The sequence below is a fragment of the Burkholderia sp. BCC1985 genome, assembly GCF_905339915.1.
Classification (GTDB): domain Bacteria; phylum Pseudomonadota; class Gammaproteobacteria; order Burkholderiales; family Burkholderiaceae; genus Burkholderia.
Genome location: NZ_CAJPGY010000041.1, coordinates 25979 through 47039, shown reverse-complemented (window position 1 = coordinate 47039; position 21061 = coordinate 25979). Strand labels below are relative to the sequence as shown.

General features: G+C 66.1%; 19 protein-coding genes, 1 tRNA gene and 1 pseudogene. 14 read left to right on the top strand and 7 right to left on the bottom strand.

Going from position 1 to position 21061, the window contains the following annotated elements; translation table 11 throughout:
- Positions 1-99 precede the first annotated feature (99 nt).
- The 6 genes from rpmI (at position 100) to U4Z31_RS29770 (ending at position 5310) form a co-directional block, all read left to right on the top strand.
- On the top strand, positions 100-297 hold the full coding sequence (rpmI, locus tag U4Z31_RS29795; protein ID WP_004191477.1) for a 50S ribosomal protein L35: 198 nt from the start codon (positions 100-102) through the stop codon (positions 295-297).
- 30 nt (positions 298-327) lie between these two features.
- Positions 328-687, top strand: coding sequence for a 50S ribosomal protein L20 (rplT, locus tag U4Z31_RS29790; RefSeq protein ID WP_004192938.1), 360 nt, complete (start codon positions 328-330; stop codon positions 685-687).
- A gap of 149 nt (positions 688-836) precedes the next feature.
- The gene (gene pheS, locus U4Z31_RS29785) at positions 837-1850 is read left to right on the top strand and encodes a phenylalanine--tRNA ligase subunit alpha (RefSeq protein WP_006753318.1); all 1014 of its coding nucleotides are present in this window, start codon (positions 837-839) and stop codon (positions 1848-1850) included.
- A 96-nt stretch (positions 1851-1946) separates the two neighbouring features.
- Positions 1947-4376 carry a phenylalanine--tRNA ligase subunit beta gene (pheT, locus tag U4Z31_RS29780; RefSeq protein WP_321812188.1) on the top strand — a complete coding sequence of 810 codons (2430 nt, stop codon included), beginning with the start codon at positions 1947-1949 and terminating at the stop codon, positions 4374-4376.
- Between the two features lie 72 nt (positions 4377-4448).
- The gene (locus U4Z31_RS29775) at positions 4449-4835 is read left to right on the top strand and encodes an integration host factor subunit alpha (RefSeq protein WP_006486093.1); all 387 of its coding nucleotides are present in this window, start codon (positions 4449-4451) and stop codon (positions 4833-4835) included.
- A 61-nt stretch (positions 4836-4896) separates the two neighbouring features.
- A complete protein-coding gene (locus U4Z31_RS29770; protein WP_321812187.1) occupies positions 4897-5310 on the top strand; it encodes a MerR family transcriptional regulator in 414 nt (137 codons plus the stop codon).
- Positions 5311-5392: 82 nt separating this feature from the next.
- On the opposite strand, the gene U4Z31_RS29765 is transcribed toward U4Z31_RS29770, so the two are convergent.
- Positions 5393-7603, bottom strand: coding sequence for a hypothetical protein (locus U4Z31_RS29765; protein WP_321812186.1), 2211 nt, complete (start codon positions 7601-7603; stop codon positions 5393-5395).
- A 355-nt stretch (positions 7604-7958) separates the two neighbouring features.
- Positions 7959-8720: a tyrosine-protein phosphatase gene (locus U4Z31_RS29760; RefSeq protein ID WP_321812194.1), complete on the bottom strand. Its 762-nt coding sequence runs from the start codon at positions 8718-8720 to the stop codon at positions 7959-7961.
- A 447-nt stretch (positions 8721-9167) separates the two neighbouring features.
- Here U4Z31_RS29760 and U4Z31_RS29755 point away from each other — a divergent pair, with 447 nt between their 5' ends.
- From U4Z31_RS29755 to bamC, 3 genes are all read left to right on the top strand, one after another.
- Positions 9168-9881 (top strand): class I SAM-dependent methyltransferase, encoded by a 714-nt coding sequence (locus tag U4Z31_RS29755; RefSeq protein WP_257774124.1) that lies wholly within the window; start codon positions 9168-9170, stop codon positions 9879-9881.
- Positions 9882-10053: 172 nt separating this feature from the next.
- Positions 10054-10130: transfer RNA gene (locus tag U4Z31_RS29750), tRNA-Pro, on the top strand.
- Between the two features lie 140 nt (positions 10131-10270).
- Positions 10271-11479, top strand: a complete 1209-nt coding sequence (gene bamC, locus U4Z31_RS29745) for an outer membrane protein assembly factor BamC (protein WP_044846042.1) — start codon at positions 10271-10273, stop codon at positions 11477-11479.
- Between the two features lie 711 nt (positions 11480-12190).
- Here bamC and U4Z31_RS29740 read toward each other — a convergent pair.
- From U4Z31_RS29740 to U4Z31_RS29730, 3 genes are all read right to left on the bottom strand, one after another.
- Entirely contained in the window at positions 12191-12448 is a 258-nt protein-coding gene (locus U4Z31_RS29740; protein ID WP_006486090.1) for a hypothetical protein, read from the bottom strand.
- Positions 12449-12584: 136 nt separating this feature from the next.
- A complete protein-coding gene (locus U4Z31_RS29735; protein ID WP_059608570.1) occupies positions 12585-12863 on the bottom strand; it encodes a hypothetical protein in 279 nt (92 codons plus the stop codon).
- Between the two features lie 223 nt (positions 12864-13086).
- Complete coding sequence (locus U4Z31_RS29730; RefSeq protein ID WP_321812193.1) at positions 13087-13803, bottom strand: YdcF family protein; 717 nt, start codon at positions 13801-13803, stop codon at positions 13087-13089.
- 157 nt (positions 13804-13960) lie between these two features.
- On the opposite strand from U4Z31_RS29730, the gene U4Z31_RS29725 reads away from it, so the two are divergent.
- The gene (locus tag U4Z31_RS29725) at positions 13961-14278 is read left to right on the top strand and encodes a hypothetical protein (RefSeq protein ID WP_044846039.1); all 318 of its coding nucleotides are present in this window, start codon (positions 13961-13963) and stop codon (positions 14276-14278) included.
- A 181-nt stretch (positions 14279-14459) separates the two neighbouring features.
- Here U4Z31_RS29725 and U4Z31_RS29720 read toward each other — a convergent pair whose 3' ends face one another.
- Positions 14460-14711, bottom strand: coding sequence for a hypothetical protein (locus U4Z31_RS29720; RefSeq protein WP_124488897.1), 252 nt, complete (start codon positions 14709-14711; stop codon positions 14460-14462).
- A gap of 202 nt (positions 14712-14913) precedes the next feature.
- Positions 14914-15309: pseudogene (locus U4Z31_RS29715) on the bottom strand (transposase); the annotation flags it as partial.
- A 430-nt stretch (positions 15310-15739) separates the two neighbouring features.
- On the opposite strand from U4Z31_RS29715, the gene U4Z31_RS29710 reads away from it, so the two are divergent.
- The 4 genes from U4Z31_RS29710 (at position 15740) to rluB (ending at position 20976) form a co-directional block, all read left to right on the top strand.
- Positions 15740-16642 carry a LysR family transcriptional regulator gene (locus tag U4Z31_RS29710; RefSeq protein ID WP_124488898.1) on the top strand — a complete coding sequence of 301 codons (903 nt, stop codon included), beginning with the start codon at positions 15740-15742 and terminating at the stop codon, positions 16640-16642.
- A gap of 66 nt (positions 16643-16708) precedes the next feature.
- Complete coding sequence (locus U4Z31_RS29705; protein ID WP_321812185.1) at positions 16709-17911, top strand: pyridoxal phosphate-dependent aminotransferase; 1203 nt, start codon at positions 16709-16711, stop codon at positions 17909-17911.
- A 272-nt stretch (positions 17912-18183) separates the two neighbouring features.
- Positions 18184-19206 (top strand): SMC-Scp complex subunit ScpB, encoded by a 1023-nt coding sequence (scpB, locus tag U4Z31_RS29700; protein ID WP_321802182.1) that lies wholly within the window; start codon positions 18184-18186, stop codon positions 19204-19206.
- 60 nt (positions 19207-19266) lie between these two features.
- A complete protein-coding gene (gene rluB / locus U4Z31_RS29695; RefSeq protein ID WP_044846034.1) occupies positions 19267-20976 on the top strand; it encodes a 23S rRNA pseudouridine(2605) synthase RluB in 1710 nt (569 codons plus the stop codon).
- Positions 20977-21061: the final 85 nt, after the last annotated feature.

Genomic DNA, 21061 nt, shown 5'->3' with positions numbered 1-21061 from the left:
CGGTTCGCCGTACACAAGTGGACTGGGTTTCGAAGGGCGGGTCAAGGGCGCAAGCCAACCGCACACCCATCGCCATCAAATAAACTGGAGTTGTTCGTCATGCCTAAGATGAAGACCAAGAAGAGTGCTGCAAAGCGCTTCGTGGTGCGTCCGGGCGGTACCGTCAAGCGCGGTCAAGCCTTCAAGCGTCACATCCTGACCAAGAAAACCACGAAGAACAAGCGTCACCTGCGCGGCGCAACGGCAGTTCATGATTCCGATCTGAACTCCGTCCGCGCGATGCTGCCGTTCGCGTAACCCCTCAACTGATACTCTAAGGAGAGAAACATGCCTCGAGTCAAACGTGGGGTAACCGCACGGGCCCGCCACAAGAAGATCATCAACCTGGCCAAGGGTTATCGCGGCCGTCGCAATAACGTCTACCGCATCGCCAAGCAGGCGGTGATGCGCGCTGGTCAGTACGCGTACCGCGATCGCCGCAACAAGAAGCGTGTGTTCCGCGCACTGTGGATCACGCGTATCAACGCGGCAGTTCGCCAGCACGACATGACCTACAGCGTGTTCATCAACGGCCTGAAGAAGGCGTCGATCGAACTCGACCGTAAGGTCCTGGCCGACATGGCGGTGTTCGACAAGGCTGCTTTTGCTGCGATCGTCAAGCAGGTGAAAGCCGCCGTTGCAGCCTAATTGCGAAATTAGCACTGCGTGGTTAGTTGCAGCGACGTTCCGGTAGTCTCGGCCGCTGCAGCGAAAACGGGGCTCTTCCGAGCCCCTTTTTTGTTTGGTGGAGCAGTTTCGCTCGCCAAGACCGAATGACGTTGGAAATGATGGGATCTATGGATCTGGACCAGATTGTCGCCGACGCGCAGCAGTCCTTCGAACAGGCTGCCGACATCACCACGCTCGAAAACGAGAAAGCACGCTTTCTCGGCAAGTCGGGTGCGCTGACCGAGTTGCTCAAGGGCCTCGGCAAGCTCGATCCCGAAGCACGCAAGACCGAAGGCGCACGCATCAACGTCGCGAAGCAGCAGGTTGAAGCCGCGCTGACCGCACGCCGCCAGGCGCTCGCCGACGCGCTGTTGAACCAGCGCCTCGCCGCCGAGGCGATCGACGTGACGCTGCCGGGCCGCGGCGCCGGCGCAGGCAGCCTGCACCCCGTGATGCGCACGTGGGAGCGCGTCGAACAGATTTTCCGCTCGATCGGCTTCGACGTGGCCGACGGTCCCGAAATCGAGACCGACTGGTACAACTTCACGTCGCTGAACAGCCCGGAGAACCATCCGGCGCGTTCGATGCAGGACACCTTCTACGTCGAAGGCAAGGATGCCGACGGCCGCCAGCTGCTGCTGCGCACGCACACGAGCCCGATGCAGGTGCGTTACGCGCGCATGAACCGCCCGCCGATCAAGGTGATCGCGCCGGGCCGCACGTATCGCGTCGACAGCGATGCGACCCACTCGCCGATGTTCAATCAGGTCGAGGGGCTGTGGATCGACGAGAACATCAGCTTCGCCGACCTCAAGGGCGTCTATACCGACTTCCTGAAGAAATTCTTCGAGCGCGACGACATCCTCGTGCGCTTCCGTCCGTCGTATTTCCCGTTCACGGAACCGTCGGCCGAGATCGACATGATGTTCGAGCACGGCAAGAACGCCGGCAAATGGCTCGAGATCTCGGGCTCGGGGCAGGTGCATCCGACCGTGATCCGCAACATGGGCCTCGATCCCGAGCGCTACATCGGCTTCGCGTTCGGCAGCGGCCTCGAGCGCCTGACGATGCTGCGCTACGGCGTGCAGGATCTCCGGCTGTTCTTCGAGAACGACCTGCGTTTCCTGCGCCAGTTCGCATAACGCACGCGCCGCGCCGACATGTGCCCGCGCATGCCCCGCCGGACGTTTCCGACGGGGGCCGGGCGCCGATCTAACCTGTTTCGAACGTAGACATCCATGCAATTCCCTGAATCCTGGTTGAGAACCTTTGTCGACCCGCAGCTGACGACCGACGAACTGTCGCACGCGCTGACGATGGCGGGGCTCGAAGTCGAATCGCTGAGCAAGGCTGCGCCGCCGACGTCGAAGATCGTCGTCGGCCGCGTGCTCGAAGTCGTCAAGCATCCGGATGCGGACAAGCTCAATGTCTGCCAGGTCGACGCCGGCACCGGCGCGACGCTGAATATCGTGTGCGGCGCACCGAACGTGGCGCCTGGCATCAAGGTGCCGGTCGCGCTGGTCGGCGCGGAACTGCCGCCGGCGGAAGAGGGCGGCAAGCCGTTCGCGATCAAGCTGTCGAAGCTGCGCGGCGTGGAGAGCCAGGGGATGCTGTGCTCGGCGCGCGAGCTGAAGCTGTCCGAGGACCACAGCGGCCTGCTGATCCTGCCGGAAGACACGCCGGTCGGCCAGGACATCCGCGATACGCTCAATCTCGACGACACGATCTTCGAAATCAAGCTGACGCCGAACAAGGCCGATTGCCTGTCGGTGTTCGGCATCGCGCGCGAGACGGCCGCGATCACCGGCGCGCCGCTGACGCCGGTCGATATCCGTCCGGTGCGCATAGAGCTCGACGAAACGCTGCCCGTGCGCATCGCTGCGCCCGATCTGTGCGGCCGCTTCTCGGGTCGCGTGATCCGCGGCGTGAACGCGCATGCGAAGACGCCGCAATGGATGGTCGAGCGCCTCGAGCGTTCGGGCCAGCGCAGCGTGTCGGCGCTCGTCGACATCTCGAACTACGTGATGTTCGAGCTCGGCCGTCCGTCGCACGTGTTCGATCTGGACAAGATCCACGGCGGCATCGAAGTGCGCTGGGGCAAGCGCGGCGAGTCGCTGAAGCTGCTGAACGGCAACACGGTCGAACTCGACGAAACGGTCGGCGTGATTGCGGACGACCGTCAGGTCGAAAGCCTCGCGGGCATCATGGGCGGCGACAGCACGGCCGTCACGCTCGATACGACCAACATCTACCTGGAAGCCGCGTTCTGGTGGCCGGACAGCATCCGTGGCCGCGCGCGCAAGTACAACTTCTCGACCGATGCGGCCCATCGGTTCGAGCGTGGCGTCGACTACGCGACGACCGTCGAACACGTCGAGCGCATCACGCAGCTGATTCTCGAGATCTGCGGCGGCAAGGCCGGCCCGGTCGACGACCAGGCGGTGAACCTGCCGCAGCGCGCGCCGGTGAAGATGCGCGTATCGCGCGCGAACCGCATCATCGGCGTGAAGATCGATGCCGACGAGATCGCGAACATCTTCACGCGCCTGCGCCTGCCGTTCGAGCGTGACGACGACGCGTTCCTGGTCACGCCGCCGTCGCACCGCTTCGACATCGAGATCGAGGAAGACCTGATCGAGGAAGTGGCGCGCATTTACGGTTTCGAGAAGATTCCCGCGCGTCCGCCGGTCGCGACGAGCGAGATGCGCGCGACCAACGAGACGCGGCGCTCGATCCACGACATCCGTCACGCGCTCGCGGCGCGCGACTATGCGGAAACGGTCAACTTCAGCTTCGTCGATGCGGAGTGGGAGCACGACTTCGCCGGCAACGACAATCCGATCCGCCTGCTGAACCCGATCGCGAGCCAGCTGTCGGTGATGCGCACGACGCTGTTCGGCAGCCTGATCTCCGTGCTGCGCCACAACCTGAACCGTCGCGCGGATCGCGTGCGCGTGTTCGAGACGGGCCGTGTGTTCCTCACCGATCCGTCGGTGAAGGCCGGCGAGCTGACCGTCGAAGGCTACACGCAACCGAAGCGTGTCGGCGCGCTCGCGTACGGCCCGGCAGTCGACGAGCAGTGGGGCGTCGCGACCCGCGCGGTTGATTTCTTCGACGTGAAGGGCGATCTCGAGGCGCTGCTCGCGCCGGCCGCCGCGCGTTTCGTGAAGGCCGGGCATCCGGCCCTTCATCCGGGCCGCAGTGCGCGCATCGAAGTCGATGGCCGCGCGGTCGGCTGGATCGGCGAGCTGCATCCGCGCCTGATGCAGAAGTACGAGCTGCCGCACGCGCCGGTGATGTTCGAAATCGACGCGGATGCGCTGATCGCGCGTGCACTGCCGGCGCCGACCGACGTGTCGAAATTCCCGCCGGTACGGCGCGATATCGCCGTTGTCGTCGATCAGGCGGTCGAGGTTCAGGCACTTTTCGACGAAATGAAGAAGGCGCTGGCCGAAGACGCCTGCCGATTCGTTCAGAAGGTTGTACTCTTCGACGAATTTCGTGCAAAATCAAATACTTCCGGTGGTCTTGCCGCGCACGAGAAGAGCCTTGCCTTCCGCGTGACGCTGCAGGATGCGGCTGGCACGCTACAGGACGAGGTCGTCGATCAGGCGATCCAGACGCTGGTCGAGCGGATGGCTCGTGCGGGTGCCCGCCTGCGCGGCTAAGGAGAGGGGCCGCCCGTTCGCGGGTGGCGCTTCCCCATCGTAAGTTTTGGTTTAACGCGCTGTATGGCAGATATGAACGACATGACCTCGAGTGAATTCGAAGCCCTCCTGACGGCGCAACGCAGCGCCATGAACCGCGACGCTTCGGCGCCGGCGTCCACCGAGACGCCGACGCTGACGAAAGCGGAGCTGGCGGAGCTGCTGTTCGACAGCGTCGGGCTGAACAAGCGTGAAGCGAAGGACATGGTCGAGGCGTTTTTTGAAGTGATCCGCGACGCGCTCGAAAACGGCGAAAGCGTCAAGCTGTCGGGGTTCGGCAACTTCCAGCTGCGCGACAAGCCGCAGCGTCCGGGCCGCAACCCGAAGACGGGCGAGGCGATTCCGATCGCGGCCCGCCGGGTGGTAACCTTCCACGCGAGCCAGAAGCTGAAGGCGCTGGTCGAAAACGGCGCGGAGTAACGCCCGCGCGCCGAAGTCTCCGCGCGGCCGCCGCGCATTCTTTACCGACGGTTAACCGACGATGACCACTACGGTTGAGAAAGTCGTCTTGCCTCCGATTCCCGCGAAGCGCTATTTCACGATCGGTGAAGTCAGCGAACTGTGCGGGGTCAAGCCGCACGTGCTGCGTTATTGGGAACAGGAATTCACGCAGTTGCGGCCGGTGAAGCGGCGTGGCAATCGCCGATACTATCAGCACCACGAAGTGCTGCTGATCCGGCGGATTCGCGAGTTGCTGTACGAACAGGGATTCACGATCAACGGCGCGCGCAACCGGCTCGATTCGCCGGGCGGCGAGCGCGCTGCCGCGGCGCCGGCCGAGCCCGATGTGCCGGCCGGCGACGTGCGAGTATCGGGCAAGCCGGGTGCAACGGTCGACGTGGTCGCGTTGCGGCAGGCGCTCCTCGACGTGATCGACGGACTCAAACACGACTGAGCGCAACGCTCGAATCAACAAAAAACCCGGTCGGCGATGCGCCGCCGGGTTTTTTCTTGCACGCGGGCTCGTGCTCGGCGGGTCAGCGCGATGCGAGCGGGTTCGGCTTGCCCATGTCGACGACCAGCGTGCCGTCCGGCAGCATCCGCACCGAGCCCTGCGCGACCTGGCTGCGGTAGCCATACAGGTCGAAACGCATCGGGCCGGCCTCGGCCGAGTTCCGGATCAGCGCGCGCACGTTCAGTTCGAGCACGTTGAACATCTTCATGTCGCCGCCTTCCATCCACATGTAGCTCGGCGCGTCGATCTGCGGCCGCTTCGTCGCGGGCGCGTCGGCGGCACGCCGGAACGTGAGGCGCAGCCCGTCGCGTTCGACCGTCGCCTGGCCGAGCTTGCCGTTCAGCACCGGCGGCGGAAACACGGTGTACTGGTCGAGCACGAGCGTGTCGCCGCGCAGCTCCGCGCCGCGGCGCTGCAGCGGCGTCAGCGACGCGAGCTCGATGCCGAGCGAGCGCAGCAGCTTCGCCTGCGGGATGCCGAGCACCGATACCTGCGCCGGCTTGAACGCGAGGTGCCGGTCGTCGAGCACCGACAGCGTGCCCTTCATGTCGGTCGGCAGCCACACGCCGGGCACGTGATTCCAGAGCTTGATGCCGCCCTGGACGCGCAATTCCTGGCCATCCGCGCTCAACTGCAGGTCGTTCAGCGAGCGCGGCGAGTAGTCGAGCAGGTAGTTGTTGAAGAGCGCCGACATCGCCTTCCACGATTCGACCACCGTCCCGCCGAGAATGCGGATGTCGTACTGGTTCGGATCGTCGAGATCGACCGGTTCGCCCGGGCGTTTCGCGATCAGCTGGACGTCGAGGTCCTCGACATGGAAGCCGATGTCGCCGGACAGGTTGAAGTCGACGTTGTGCAGGTGGATCGTCGGGTTGCGGTTCGACACGTGCCGTTCGTTGAACGGGGTGTTCGACGAGCGCCGCATCGCGACTTTCTGCATGCCGGGTTGCGGCGCGCTGGCCGCGAGTGCAAACGCTTCCCAGTGCTGGCGCGAGTCGCGCAACGCATTCTGCTGCGCGGCGAGGAAGCTGTCGTTCAGGCGAGCGGCCGCATTGCCGAGCGCGGCGCCGCTCGCGGGGCCCGCGTACGACGGCATCCGGATCGCCATCGCGCCGCTTTCGTCGAAATTGAAATAGCCGGCCGAAACCTGGTCGCGATAGTGATACAGGTCGAACACGAAGTGCTGGTCGCGCTTCGTCGGATCGACCGGGCCGATCAGGATGTCGGCGTTCATCGGCATCGAGCGCATGAATTTCACGTCGCCGCCGCGGATGTACATCGCCTGTTGCGGCGCGTTCGCGGGGAGCGCGAAGCCGGCATGCGAGCCGTCGTCGAGCGTCAGGTCGAGGCCGGCCGGTGTTACGCGCAGCGCGGCGATCCGGATCTTCAGCCGAGGCGGCGGCATCAGCTTGTCGACCGACATCACGAGGTCGTCGCCGGCGAGCCGCGCGATCGGTGTTTCCACCTTCAGCAGATCGGCCATCTTCACGTTGGCCGCGCGCATGACCGGCTGCGCGTTGATGCCCGACACGCGCACGCCGGTCGGGTGGAATACGAGCTGGCTGCCGTCGCGGATCGCGAGCGTGCCGGTCAGCGAGAACGGCACCCAGCCGTCGCGCTGCATCTCGCCTTGAAGATGGATCACGCCGTCGCCGGCCGATACGGCGAGCTTGCGCAGCGGCGCGTTGCGGTAACCGAAGATGTAAGTGTCGAAGAGCGCGGTCAGCTTTGCGTTGTCGAGCGTGACCGCGCCTTCGTGTACGTCGATCTCGAAGCTCGTCGGGTCGTCGAACACGATGGGGGCGCCGGCCTGCGTCGGCACGAGTGTCGCGGACAGTTGATGGATGAAGAAGCCGAGGTTGTTGACGATGCGGAAATCGACGTCGCGCAGGAACGTCATCGCGCCGTTCTGGCCCGAGTCGCGCAGCGTGAACGGGCGCGGCTGCGTGAGGTTGATCGACGCGAGCGACGGCACCGTGCGGGCGATCTGCTGTTCGTGAGCGAGGCGTTCGGCTTTGGCGCGCTCGATCTTCGTCGATGCGACCGACGCGTTGCCGTCGCGCTGCGCGGCCGGTTCCGCGCAGCCGGTGCAGAGCAGCGCGAGCGCGAGCGCACCGCAGCCGAATGCGCGAGCGGTGCCGTGTGAAACCGGGGCGGCCGCGCGTCGCAGGCCGGCCATCCAGTCGAAACTTGCCAAGGGCGTGCGATGGCCGCGCCGGACCGAATTCCGCATCGTCTGTCTCCATGTCTTGTCGTGACCGGCGAGGGCGCGCGATCGATGCGCGGCGCAGTCGTCGATGCCGTGCAGTGTGGCATAGCGCGCTAGAGCGGCGTTACCAAACAGCGGGCGTGCGGGCAACACCGGTCGGCGCACGACAGGGCAAAGGATTCGCGGCGTCGGGGCGGCAATATCAAACGGTCGTTTGGTTTTGCGGTCGAGAGGCGGGCGGCGCGCATTGCGCCGGATCGGCAAACCCGGCGGCGTGGGTTGACGCCGGGTTTCGTGCCGGATGAAGGCCGTGTCCGGTCCGGGCGCGGCGGCAGTGCGATGACAGCCGCGCTGTCGCCAGCGCCGCCTGCATGGTCGGTCAGACCAGCATGCGCTGCCGGATCGCATTCTGCGTCGACGCGTCGAGCTGCAGGCCGTTCTCGATGTATGACGTCATCGAGCCATACGACGCGACGACCTGATCGAACGCCGCCTGCAGATAGGCGGCTTGCGCGCCTTGCAGCGCGGCCATCATGTCGGCCGCATCCTGCCCGCCGCGCTTCTGCGCCTGCGCGACATAGGCGGCGATTTCCGACGCGCTGTAGACGTTGGTCAGCAGATAGTCGGCGAGAATCGTCTGCGGGCGGACACCGAGGATCGTGTGCAGGATGGCCGTCGCCCAGCCGGTGCGATCCTTGCCGGCCGTGCAGTGGCAGACCAGATTGCCGCCGGACGAGGCGAAGCCGGCAAACAACGCGTGGTAGCTCGTGCGTGCGGTTTCCGACGTCACGAACGCCCGATACATGCTCATCATGAAGGCCGTGGCCGTCGCGCCGCTGGTCGGCAGCGGGCCGAGATTGGCGGCGCCGAGCACGTTGAGGTTCTGCCAAATGGCGCCCGCCAACGGAACATCCGGCTGCGCTTGGATCTCGGAGGTCGTGCGCAGGTCGCACACCTGCGTGATGCCGAGCGTATCGACCGTTGCGACGTCGGCCGCGGACAACGTGAGCGCGGACGACCGGTAGATCACGCCTTTTTTCATCGCTGCGCCGCTCGGGGTGGCATAGCCCGTTCCGTCCGGTCCTGCGGTATCGCGAAAATTCGCTACCGAGGCGAGCCTGGGCGTCGTGACGGGGGCGATCGCGATCGAATCGCCGCCGCACGCGGACAGAAACGACGCGCTTCCCAGCGCGATGCCGAACGTGCCGGCGCCCAGCCGGAGAAAGTGTCGTCGGGAAATTTCGTTTTTCTGATGCATTCACTGACCTTTGTCGGAGACTGTCACGGGAAGTTGCGACCGCCGTTGCGATCGAAGTCGCTGCCAGCCCGGCGCGCCGCGCGGCAACGCGCAGATCTGCGATCTCGATCGGCCTGCAGTCGGACGATGCGCCGGGCGCGTCGATCTCGCGCCGGGTAAGCGCACGGTAGCGATCCGCGGCGAAACGGCCATCGTCCTTTTCGACTAGGACGCGATGCGGGCGCGGTGCAATTCGCGCAACTTGCGATGCGTGCGACGGCTGCGGCGCGGTAAGATCGGCGTCAGTAGCTTGATGATCGAAGCATGGTGGCCGACACGGGGGGAGGCGTCATGGATCTGAAGGAACTCGACGTATTGGGAGCGGACGTCGGCGATCACTGGTACTACGCGTCGAAGGCGAGCGCGATTCGCCGGTTTCTGGGCGCGGCGGATGCGAACCGGATACTCGATGTCGGCGCGGGCTCGGGTTTCTTTTCGAAACATTTGCTCGAGCGCACGCAGGCGACGGAAGCGTGGTGTGTCGACACGAGCTACGCCGACGATACCGACGGCGAGGCGGCAGGCAAGCCCGTCCATTTTCGCCGCGCCGTCAATCGGCTCGATGCCGATCTCGTGTTGCTGATGGACGTGCTCGAGCACGTCGATGACGATGTCGGGCTGCTTGCACAATATGTGGCCGGCGTGCCGAAGGGCAGCCGCTTCCTGATCACCGTTCCCGCGTTTCAGTTCCTCTGGAGCGCGCACGACGACTTTCTCGAACACAAGCGCAGGTATACGCTCGACGGCCTCGAAGACGTCGTGCGCCGTGCGGGGCTCGAGGTCGAGCGCGGCGCTTACTACTTCGGCTTCACGTTTCCGCTCGCGGCGGCATTGCGACTGAGCGAGCGGGCGCGTCGCCAGCCACGCGAACCCGCGTCGCAACTGCGTCGGCACCATCCGGTAGTCAATGGTTTGCTCAAGCTGGTCTGCCGCGCCGAGTTGCCGATGTTCCGGTTCAACCGGTTGGCGGGGCTCACGGTGATCTGTGTCGCGCGCAGCGCGTGAGCGTCAGGCGGATCGTGTGGACGGATGACAGACCGGCGGGGCGTCATGTGCGTCGCCGTTCGTGTCGAATCCGTCACGCCACGTGCGCCACAAAAAAATTCGGCAGGAACATGCACAAAATGCATGCGACCCGTTCTAAACCGGCCAACTCTCTGTTATAATTTTTTTCTTTCGGGGCGTAGCGCAGCCTGGTAGCGTACCTGCATGGGGTGCAGGTGGTCGGAGGTTCAAATCCTCTCGCCCCGACCAGATAAGAACCCGCGTCAGCTCAGGCTGACGCGGGTTTTTTCTTGCCCGTCGCTTTTTTGCACATCCCGGCGCGGCCCCGGTAAAATGCAAGGTTGATCCACGGAAAGCGCCGTGATTTAGCGGAAGAGGATTCCCCGAACATGACTGATCTTCGTCTTACCATGCGGTTCGCTGCAGTGCTCGCCACCGGCGCGCTCGTCGCCGGTTGCGGTACGTCGTCGCCCACGAAAGTGGACTACAAGAGCGATTCGAAATCGAAGGAAGCGTCGCTCGCAGTGCCGCCCAACATGCTCGACGAGACGGCCGATCAGCGTTCGCTGCCGCCGCAGGGCGGCGCGACTTCCCTGTCCGCGCTTCAGCAGGTCCAGCACACGGCGCCCGCGACGGATACCGTCGCGCCCGCCGTGGCCGGCATGCATATCCAGCGCGACGGCACCGAGAGCTGGCTCGTGATCGACGGCAAGAAGCCCGCCGACATCTGGCCGCAAGTGCGCCGCTTCTGGCAGGAGCAGGGCTTCCTGCTGGTCGTCGACCAGCGCGACAAGGGCGTGATGGAAACCGACTGGAACGAGACCCATCCGCAGATCAACGACGGCCTGATCCGCAGCGTGATCTCGAAGGCGATGGGCAATTCGTACGTGACGGCCGAGCGCAACAAGTACCGCACGCGCCTCGATTCGGCGCCGAACGGCGGCACCTATGTGTTCGTCAGCCAGAAGGGCATGCGCGAGGCGATCACCGGCGCGAACAACGATTCGAGCAAGTGGGAAGCGAAGCCGAACGATCCGGCGCTCGAGACGGAATACCTGAAGCGGCTGATGGCGGTGCTCGCGCAGAACGAGCAGCGTGCGAAGAACGGCGAGCCGCCGGTCGCGAACATCAACGACAACACGGTGCCGAAGGACAAGAAGGCCGATACCGACGCGTCGAAGGCGGCCGCCGCGGCGATCGCTGCGCAGAACGTCGCGCGTACGTCGTCGCAAGCGAACGACGTCGACACGAGCGCGGTGCCGTCCGAAGTCACGCTCGGCGAGCCGTACGACCGGTCGTGGCTGCACGTCGGCCTCGCACTCGATCGCGCGAACTTCACGGTCGACGATCGCGATCGCACGAAGGGTCTGTATTTCGTGCGTTATGTCGATCCGAAGGATCTGAGCGCGGCCGAGCAGGGCTTCTGGAGCCAACTGTTCCACGGCAAGAAGGAAAAGCAGGCGAAGCAGTATCGCGTCAACGTGAAGGCGCTGACGGCCGACCAGACGCGTGTGGCAGTCGTCGACGATTCGGGTGCGATCGATTCGTCGTCGCCGGCCCGGCAGATCATGGGGCTGCTCGTGAATCAGCTGCGCTGATCGCGACGATCCCGCTCGTCGAACAAGCCCGCCGCCCGGCGGGCTTTTTTTATGGTCGCGCGCCGTGACGTCGGCGTGTGCGGGACGTTCGGCTGCTCCGCCTTGTGACGTTACGTAACATCCGCGCGTTACGGCGGCGGAACGGGTGTTACATCGTCATGGTCCCGGGAAATATCCTTATGAATCAATGATGTGCTTTCGAAAATGCACCTGGCACGCAAACTGCTTTATTAGTTCGAATCGTTAGGACAGGGAGGGTGGTGCCAGAGACCGGGCAGGCGTCGCGAACGCCCGACCAACGGTTTCGACGTCCCCAGATGCCGGCGCTGCGAGCGCGGGCACAACCGATGATGATCCGCGCCGCGCGCGGGTCCCGATGGCCCCGTCGCCTATCCTCGTAGGGCGACGGTTTCGCCCGCGCTTCGTATGAAGCGCGGGCAATTTTTTTGGTGGGGCCGCAATGCGAGGGCGCCGATCCGGCCTGTGCGGGATTCGGTGATTCGCAATCAATTCGAGTGGGGGCGGCGCGGTTCGCATCCGGCGAGCGCCGGTAGGGCGAAGTCGCGTTGGCCGCGTGTGAACGTTCCGCTCACACGCCGCTCAATCGCGAAACGGACGCGGACCGGCTCGATCGTCCCGGGATTCGCGTGCCGTCGCAGCGCGTGCGAGCAGGGCGGTGCGGCCGGACGCGTTGCCGGCCGCCGCGACGCGTCAGTGCGACGCGCTGGGTACGTCGAGGATCAGGATGATCGTCCAGTCGGCATCGCCGTCGTGGTGATACTGGCGTTCGGCGACGATGAACGGTTGCTGCTTGCCTTGCGGGCCGAGGAAAAGCACGTCGCCCTCCATCGGCAGGCACTCGATCGGCGGCAGCGCGAGAAAGGCGTCGTCCGAGCCGCGCGGCATCAGTTGCTTGATCTTGCGAGTGGCTGCTTCGGTCCACTCGATGTCGAGTTGAATGTTGCTCATGCTGTCCTCCGCACCGGGGTGCGCACGGGTGGAAAATTTCGGTGCGCGACTTTAGCACAGCGCGCAGGCGCCGCAACCAAAAAAGCCGAACCCGGTTGCCCGGATTCGGCTTTTCGCTTGTGCGGTGCCGCCGAACTTACTGGCTGGCAGCGTCTGCCGGAGCGGCCTTGGCGGCCTTCTTGCCAGCCTTCTTCGCTGCCTTGTGGTGAGCAGCCTTCTTGCCGTGGTGCTCTTCCTGCGCCGCCGGCTGTGCAGCCTCGGCTGCTTGCTGCTGTTGCAGTGCCTGTGCGCGCTGCTCGATCTCGGCGATCTTCGCCGGGTCGGTGATGGTCTGGATTTGCGTGCTCTCTTGCGCATACGCTGCGCCAGTCAGCGCCGACATCGCGACCAGAATAGCCAGGGACGTCTTCTTCATTGCTTTACCTCCGCTAAGTGGTGATGAACCCGAATGTTGCCGTTTTGTCTGGCGACTGCAATCGAGTGCGTGTCGAGTGTAACAAAAGTGACGGATCAATGTGCACCGGATCGAGGCACAGCGCAAGGCCCCGTTGAAGTCGCGCAACACTTCGTGCATTCCGTCATGCGCATGCCATCCCGGGGCGGCACCGTCGCGTTCGCCGCCGGTGCAAGCGTCGCCATCAAAACCAGCCGAGCCATCGGTAGACGTGGAACTGTGCGATGCCGATCAGTTCGTGCAATGCCTGATTCGCGTCTTCCAGGTTGTGCCAGCGGGGCAGCCGGCCCGTTTGCGCGCGCCGGCGGTTCGCATAAACGGGTTGCGGATCGATGCCGAAGCGGCGGAAATCGAGCAATGCGCGGCGCATCTGATAGGACGACGTGACGAGAATGCGCGTGTCGTCATGTTGTGAGCGTAGTATAGATGCAGTGAATTTCGCATTTTCGTAGGTGGTACGGCTGTTCGGCTCGAGGATGAGGTCGCTGGAAGCGACGCCCGCCGCGACCAGCAGGCGCCCGTAGACGGCCGCCTCGGTTTCGCCGTGACGTTGCGGGTCGCCGCCCGACATCACTACGGTGCAGCGGGCGGCCTGCTGCCGGCACATGCGGTAGAGCGCCGCGGTCGCGCGGATGCGTGCTTCCCCGTCGGGAGGCGGTCGCAGGCCGGTGTCGCTGCGCCGCGTGCCGGCGCCGATGATGATCAGCGTGGTCCGGCCATGCATGTCGGGGCGCTCGACCGGCGTCACGCCCGCCTCGGTCCACGCGATGAGCGGCGCGGCGAGCCAGCCTGTCGCGAGCAGCCAGAACAGCGCGACGCTCGCGATCGCGATGAGTCGCCGCCGCTTGCGGCAGAGCATGAAACCGATGAAGAGAAGTACAAATGAATCGAACAGAATCAATTTGATTGGGGTATGGTGTCTTTTTATGGACGGCTGACGATCCGGCCCTGACGCGACGCCGAACGTCGGCCCCCAGAATCGGTGGCGGTATCGGCGGGCGGAGCTCCCGCCCGGCGCGCCGCTTCGCATTGTCGCTGCACTTTAAGAAAGAATCGAGATGACCACGTATTCCAACGAAGCGGTGCTCGACGCATTGAGACGAGTGCAGTACCGCCAGGTACCGTGGGCGCGCCGCCCGGGCGTGTTCGAGTATCTCCGGTCGCTGGGGCTAATGGACACGGTCAGGCAGAAGACCGTTGCTCCTGCACCGGGTTTCCATGCGCCGGTCGACATCGCGGTGCTGACCGATAACGGTCGTGCCGAATGCGCGCGCCTCGAGCGTGACGAGAAACTGCTTTCCTGGACCGATCGCCGTATGGACGACTACGCATTGAGCGAAGCGAGCGCCGTGGCGATTCTCGAAAGCCGCCTGTAGCGGCGCACTCCCGTTCTCGCGCGCCGTCCACCGGCGACGCAAAAAAAAGCCCGTATCGCGAGGATACGGGCGTACCGGATACTTTTGCTGTTGCCACGCTGTGCTCATGGCAACGAATGTGACTCGTCGCATGTCGGGCAGTTCCCGAATCCGGTAATTTTCTTTGACGAAATCCTGCGGACTACGGATGACGCGGCAGGTCGGTCGGCTGCGAGCCAGTGCGCGCGCGCGCGTTGCTGGCGATGTCGCCGCGCAAATCGCCGCGCGGCACGGTCTGCCGATTGGGCGGCGCGGCGGGCGGTTGCTGGCGAAGGGTGTTCCGATGATCCTGCTGGTGGTGAGGCGGCTTCGCGCGATCGTCCGCGCGAGCGGGGGCGGTCAGCGCCAGCGAAATGACAATGCCGCATGCGACGAGCAGTGACATTGGTTTCATGGCGGGGCTCCCTTCAAGCCACCGGCGCGGCCTGTTGATATTTCGCTAAGGTAAGCGTGGGAGTGCAGGCTTGCTGTAAATAATCGTAAATAGATGTATCGCCGCACGACAGGCGTAATCGACGGCGACGCGAGCGCCGCGCAAAAGCGCGTGGCACTGAAAGAAACCGGGCGGCCGAAGCCGCCCGATCGAGCATGCGTTACGCCATCTTCACGGGGGCGCGCCAGGATTCCGGGTTGGTCCAGAAGGCGCCGCGCAGCCGGTCGCGGCTCGGCGGTGCTGGCGGCTTCGTCGCGCTCGCCCCGATGCGCCCGCGCAGCGAGATCTGGCGGCCGCTCGTGCCGAGTCGCTTGACGATTTCGGCGAGCGTGCCGTCTGCCTGCCATTCGTCGAAGCGACGGCGGCAGGTCGGCGGCGACGGATAGCGGCCCGGCAGCTTCGACCAGCCTTCACCCGTCGACAGTACCCACAGCACGGCGTTTACCACCGAACGGGCCTCCACGCGGGGACGGCCGCGCCGTTCACTGCGTGCGGGTTCCGAGCAAAACAGACCTTCGACCAGCGCCCACTCGTTATCTCTCAAATCGTCGAACAGCATCATGTCCTCACCTCAGCGAAGCTAACTCCGGTGCGCTGCCCTGCGCCGCGCACTCTTCAAGCACTCGAGCGTCGAGTGCCGGGTGGGGGCTTCCGGTTGGCCGGCAGCGGCGTTTCTGCCCTCTGTCCGACTCGACCTGCGCCCTGTACGTCAGATAAAGCACGATGTGTGCCATGTCTGAGGCGATTCCCGCGAGAGCCGCTTGGCAGCGGGCTGACGGCTAAGTCAGCTAGGGGCGTATAAGACGCCAAAATAACCCGCCAGCAAATCAGGACAATCACCAATCTTGTGCAAGTCGCCCGTGCTACGTGCGTTTGCGTCGATATTGCACCGCAGCGAAACATGTGCGGCAGGTGCGGGATTCGCACATCGAAGACGATGGCGCGCATTAAAATCGCGCATCGGTATCGACGATTGATGAGGAGAGGGGATGAACGTTACGCTGCGCCAGCTTCGCGTATTCATCGAGGTTGCGCGGCTCCGGAGCTTCAGTCGCGCGGGCGACGAGATCGGGCTCACGCAGTCCGCGGTCAGCCGTTGCGTGCGCGAACTCGAGACCGAGCTCGGACTGAAGCTGATCGACCGGACAACGCGCGACGTGCAGTTGACCGACGTCGGGACGAACCTGATCGCGAGCGTGTCCCGCCTGATCGCCGATCTCGACGACACGCTGCGCGAGATTCGCGAGATCGGCGAGCAGCGGCGGGGGCGCGTGATCGTCGCTGCGAGCCCGACGATCGCGTGCCGGCTGATGCCGCGCGTCGTCGCGTCGTGCGAGCGCCAGTTCCCGTTCGTCACGCTCGGCCTGCGTGACGACGTGCAGAGCGACGTCCTGCGCAAGGTGAAGTCGAGCGAAGTCGATTTCGGCGTCGTCATCGGGCCGCTCGCCGTTGCCGATCTCGTGTGCGAACCGTTGATGACCGACTCGTTCTGCCTGGTCGCGCGCGCCGATCATCCGCTCGCGGCGCGGGCCGAGGTGCCGTGGACGGCGCTCGACGGCGAGCGTCTCGTGCTGCTCGACCATGCGTCCGGAAGCCGGCCGCTGATCGACGCCGCGCTGGCCGCCCATCGGGTCAATGCGACGGTCATGCAGGAGCTCGGGCATTCGGCGACGGTGTTCGGGCTCGTCGAGGCCGGCGTCGGCGTGAGCGTGCAGCCGTGGCTGTCGCTGCCGCTGCCGGCCGGATCGACGCTGGTCGCGCGGCCGCTGACGCCGCGTACCGAGCGCACCGTCGAACTGGTGCGCCGCCGCGACCGCTCGCTGTCGCCGGCCGCGCAGGCGATCTGGGAACTCGTGCGCCAGATGCCGGCGCGGGCGGAGGATCTCGACTGAAAGGGTGCGGATCGGGCGCGCACGCCGGTACACTACGCGGATCGTGTTCCTCGGTGGCGGTTCTCGATGACGCATTCCGCAGATGTCGGCCCGGCGACGGGCGAGCCGGCGGCGCGCAGCGCAGTTCAGGCGCTGCGTCCGTCGCTGATCCGGGAAGTGGCGAACGCCGGCTTCGGCGTACCCGACGTGCTGCCGTTCTGGTTCGGCGAGTCCGATCGCGTGACGCCCGCATTCATTCGCGACGCGGCTGCCGCGGCACTGCGCGACGGTGCGACCTTCTACACGCACAACCTCGGCACCGTGCCTCTGCGCAACGCGATTGCGACCTATGTTGGTGCGCGTCACGGTGCGACGGCGGCCGATACGATCGCCGTGACGAGTTCGGGCGTGAGCGCGCTGATGCTGGCCGCGCAGTTGCTGGTCGGCCCGGGCGACCGCGTCGTCGCCGTCACGCCGCTCTGGCCGAATCTCGTCGAGATCCCGAAGATCCTCGGTGCACAGGTCGAGTGCGTGTCGCTCCGCCATGGCGATGCGGGCTGGCGGCTCGACGTCGACCGGCTGATCGCGGCGCTGACGCCCGGCACGCGGATGCTGTTCGTCAACTCGCCGAACAATCCGACCGGCTGGGTGATGTCCCGCGACGACCAGCAGGCCGTGCTCGCGCATTGCCGGCGCCACGGCATCTGGGTGGTCGCCGACGAGGTGTACGAACGGCTCGTGTTCGGCACGGACGGCGCGCCGTCGTTCCTGGACATCGCATCGCGCGACGAGCGGGTAATCGTCGTGAATTCGTTCTCGAAGGCCTGGGCGATGACGGGCTGGCGGCTCGGATGGCTGGTCGCGCCGGCGTCGGTGATGGGCGATCTGTCGAAGCTGGTCGAGTACAACACGTCGTGCGCGCCGGGTTTCATCCAGGCCGCGGGAGAAGTCGCGCTGCGTGACGGCGAGCCGTTCGTGCAGTCGTTCGTCGCGGCGCTGCGCGGTGCGCGTGACCACCTGGTCGCCGCGCTGCGCACGTTGCCGGGCGTCGACGTGCCGCCTCCGCCGGGTGCGATGTACCTGTTCCTGCGGTTGCCGGGCGCGGGCGACAGTCTTGCGTTCTGCAAGTCGCTGGTGCGCGAGGCGGAGCTCGGGCTGGCGCCCGGCCGCGCGTTCGGCCCGGAGGGGGAAGGGTTCGTGCGCTGGTGCTACGCGTGCGATCCGGTGCGGCTCGAGGCAGGCGTCGAGCGCTTGCGGGCGTTCCTCGCGCGCGGCGCAGGCCTGCGTTGAAGCGGGGACGGAGCGGGTGCGGCGTGCGGGCGGCGGGCCTTTCGGCTCATCTTTACGCACCGGGCAATTTTGCGTAAGATGGCGCTCAGTCACGCGGTTCCGTCGTTGAACCGTGCTGTTCCGTCCGGTTTGGGCCTGGCTTGAAGTTGGTTCGCCGCCCCCGGTTCGTGCTCCCATCAATATGACCGATCAGAATCGGGCGAGCGCGTCTTCCGTTCCTTTCGTCTGTTTGTTGATCCGGTTCGTTTGACCACAGGGTCTGGCCTAGCTGCATGAATACCCAAGAGGCGAAGATCGTCCTCGAGACTGCTTTGATCTGCGCGCAGGAACCGCTGAAGCTCGGCGATTTGCGCAAGCTCTTTGCCGACGGCGTGTCGGCTGACACGGTCCGCACGTTGCTCGAAGATCTGAAACAGGATTGGTCCGGCCGCGGTGTCGAACTGGTGGCGCTGGCAACCGGATGGCGCTTCCAGAGCAAGCCGGCGATGCGCCATTACCTGGACCGACTGCATCCCGAGAAGCCGCCGAAATATTCGCGTGCGGTGCTCGAGACGCTCGCGATCATTGCGTATCGGCAACCCGTCACGCGTGGCGACATCGAAGAGATTCGCGGCGTCACGGTCAATACGCAGGTGGTCAAGCAGCTCGAGGATCGCGGCTGGATCGAGGTGATCGGGCATCGCGACGTGCCGGGCCGCCCGGCGCTGTACGCGACGACCAAGCAGTTCCTCGACGATCTCGGCCTGAAGGCGCTCGACGACCTGCCGGCGCTCGAGGAGCCGGCGGCGAACATCGAAGCCGCGCTGCTCGCGCAGCAGGCGATGGACTTCGACGGCGATGCGCCGGCGGCGGACGCGGTGCCGGAAGCCGGCGAAGCGGCGGCCGACGAGCCGCACGTTCAGCCGGATGAATTGCCGGGCGACGCCGCAACGGAAGGCGCGCCGACGCAGGAAATGCCGAACCGCGATACGCTGGAAGCGGATCGCGTTCAGAGCGAACAGGGCGGCGCCGAAGCAGCGCCGGCCGGCGGGCAGCCCGAGCCGCTGCACGCGGTGTGGAACGAGGAAGATCGCAAGCCGGCTGCCGACGCGGTTGCCGGAGACGGAGCGGAAGCGGCCGGCGACATGCCGGGCGAGGCTGGCCAGGCCGACGCCTCACGCTCCCGTCCCGCGGACGGCGAGTTGCTGGACGATACGTCCGACAGCCTCGCCGACGCCGTACGCAGTGCCAGCGCGCCCATCGGCGCCGACGCGCTGCCGGACGACGAAGCAGAACCCGAACAGCGCCGCGCCTGATCGCGGCCGACTTCTTGCCGCGCCCGAGTCGGGCGCGAGACCTGACATTTTGAGGTTGTTTTGACTGATATCCACGATATTGAATCGTCCGCGCCTGCCGTGCAGGCCGCGCGTGCCGACGATGCGCCGGAGCAGGACGCTCCGGCCGCGGGTGGTGACGAGCGTCCCCGCCGCGGCCTGCGGCGCGGCCCGCGCAGCCTGATCGCGCGTCGCCGCGCGGCAGCCAAGTCGAAGGGCGATGGCGAGTCGCAGGGCGGCGAGGGCGCGGAAGCGCAGCCGGCCGACGCGGCGGAAGCGCAGCCCGCACGCGCGCCGCGCAAGGAAGGTGCGGCCAAGGGTGGCCGCAAGCCGGCCGGCAAGCGCGAAGGCGCAGCCAAGGGTGCCCAGGGCGGGCAAGGCGGCCAGGGGCGACGCGGCGGTTCGGCGAAGGCCGAGGGCGGCGCGGCGAAGGCCGAAGGCGACGCAGCGTCGCAGGACGATCTGTTCGCCTATGTGACGTCGCCGGCATTCGACGCGGACAATTCGGCGGGCGGCAGCGGCGTACGTGCGCCGATGCTGCGTCGCGGCCGCAGCCAGCCGGCGAACAAGCGCGTGCTGTCGCCGGACGACGACGCGCCGAAGCTCCACAAGGTGCTCGCGGAAGCCGGCATGGGTTCGCGCCGCGAAATGGAGGAGCTGATCGTCGCCGGCCGCGTGTCGGTGAACGGTGAGCCCGCGCATATCGGCCAGCGCATCATGCCGACCGACCAGGTCCGCATCAACGGCAAGCCGGTCAAGCGCAAGCTGCCGAACAAGCCGCCGCGCGTGCTGCTGTACCACAAGCCGACCGGCGAGATCGTCAGCCACGCGGACCCGGAAGGTCGTCCGTCGGTGTTCGACCGCCTGCCGCCGATGAAGACGGCGAAATGGCTCGCGGTGGGCCGTCTCGACTTCAACACCGAAGGTCTGCTGATGCTGACGACGTCGGGCGATCTCGCGAACCGCTTCATGCATCCGCGCTACAGCGTCGAACGCGAGTACGCGGTGCGCGTCGTCGGCGAACTGTCCGAAGGGATGCGGCAGAAACTGCTGCATGGCGTCGAGCTCGATGACGGCCCGGCGAACTTCCTGCGCATTCGCGACGGCGGCGGCGAAGGCACGAACCACTGGTATCACGTTGCGCTGGCCGAAGGCCGCAACCGCGAAGTGCGCCGGATGTTCGAGGCGGCCGGCCTGATGGTGAGCCGCCTGATCCGTACGCGTCACGGTCCGATCCCGCTGCCGCGCGGCCTGAAGCGCGGTCGCTGGGAAGAGCTTGACGAGGCGCAGGTGCGCAAGCTGATGGCGACTGTCGGCCTGAAGGCGCCGTCCGAGGAAAAGGGCAAGCGCGGTGGTGGCGGGCAGGCCGAGCGCCGCCAGCCGGATCCGATGCAGACGTCGATGGGCTTCATCGGCCGCGAGCCGGTGCTGACGACGCATGGTCAGCTCGACCAGCCGCGTCGCGGTGGCGGCCGGCGCGGCGCCCCGGGCCTGCCCGGCCTGAGCGGTTACGGCAGCTTGCCGGTTTCGCCGTCGGGTTATGGCAACCGCTCGGGTGGCGGTCGCGATGTCGACGGCAATCGTGCGTCGTATGGCGCGGGCCCCAAGCGTGAAGGCGCTGGCGGCAAGCGCGGCGGCGGCAAGGGCGGCAACCGCAATCCCAACGGCAATCGCGCCGAAGGCGCCGGCAACGGCGGCGGCGGTGCGCGCGGCGGTCAGCGTCCGCAGCGCAATCGCTCGCGGGGCCGCTGAGCGTTTGTGGCGTCCGGCGGCATGAAGCCGCCGGTGTGCCGGCGAAATCGGCATGAGTCCGGTTGGGTCGGCACCTCGCCCTGCG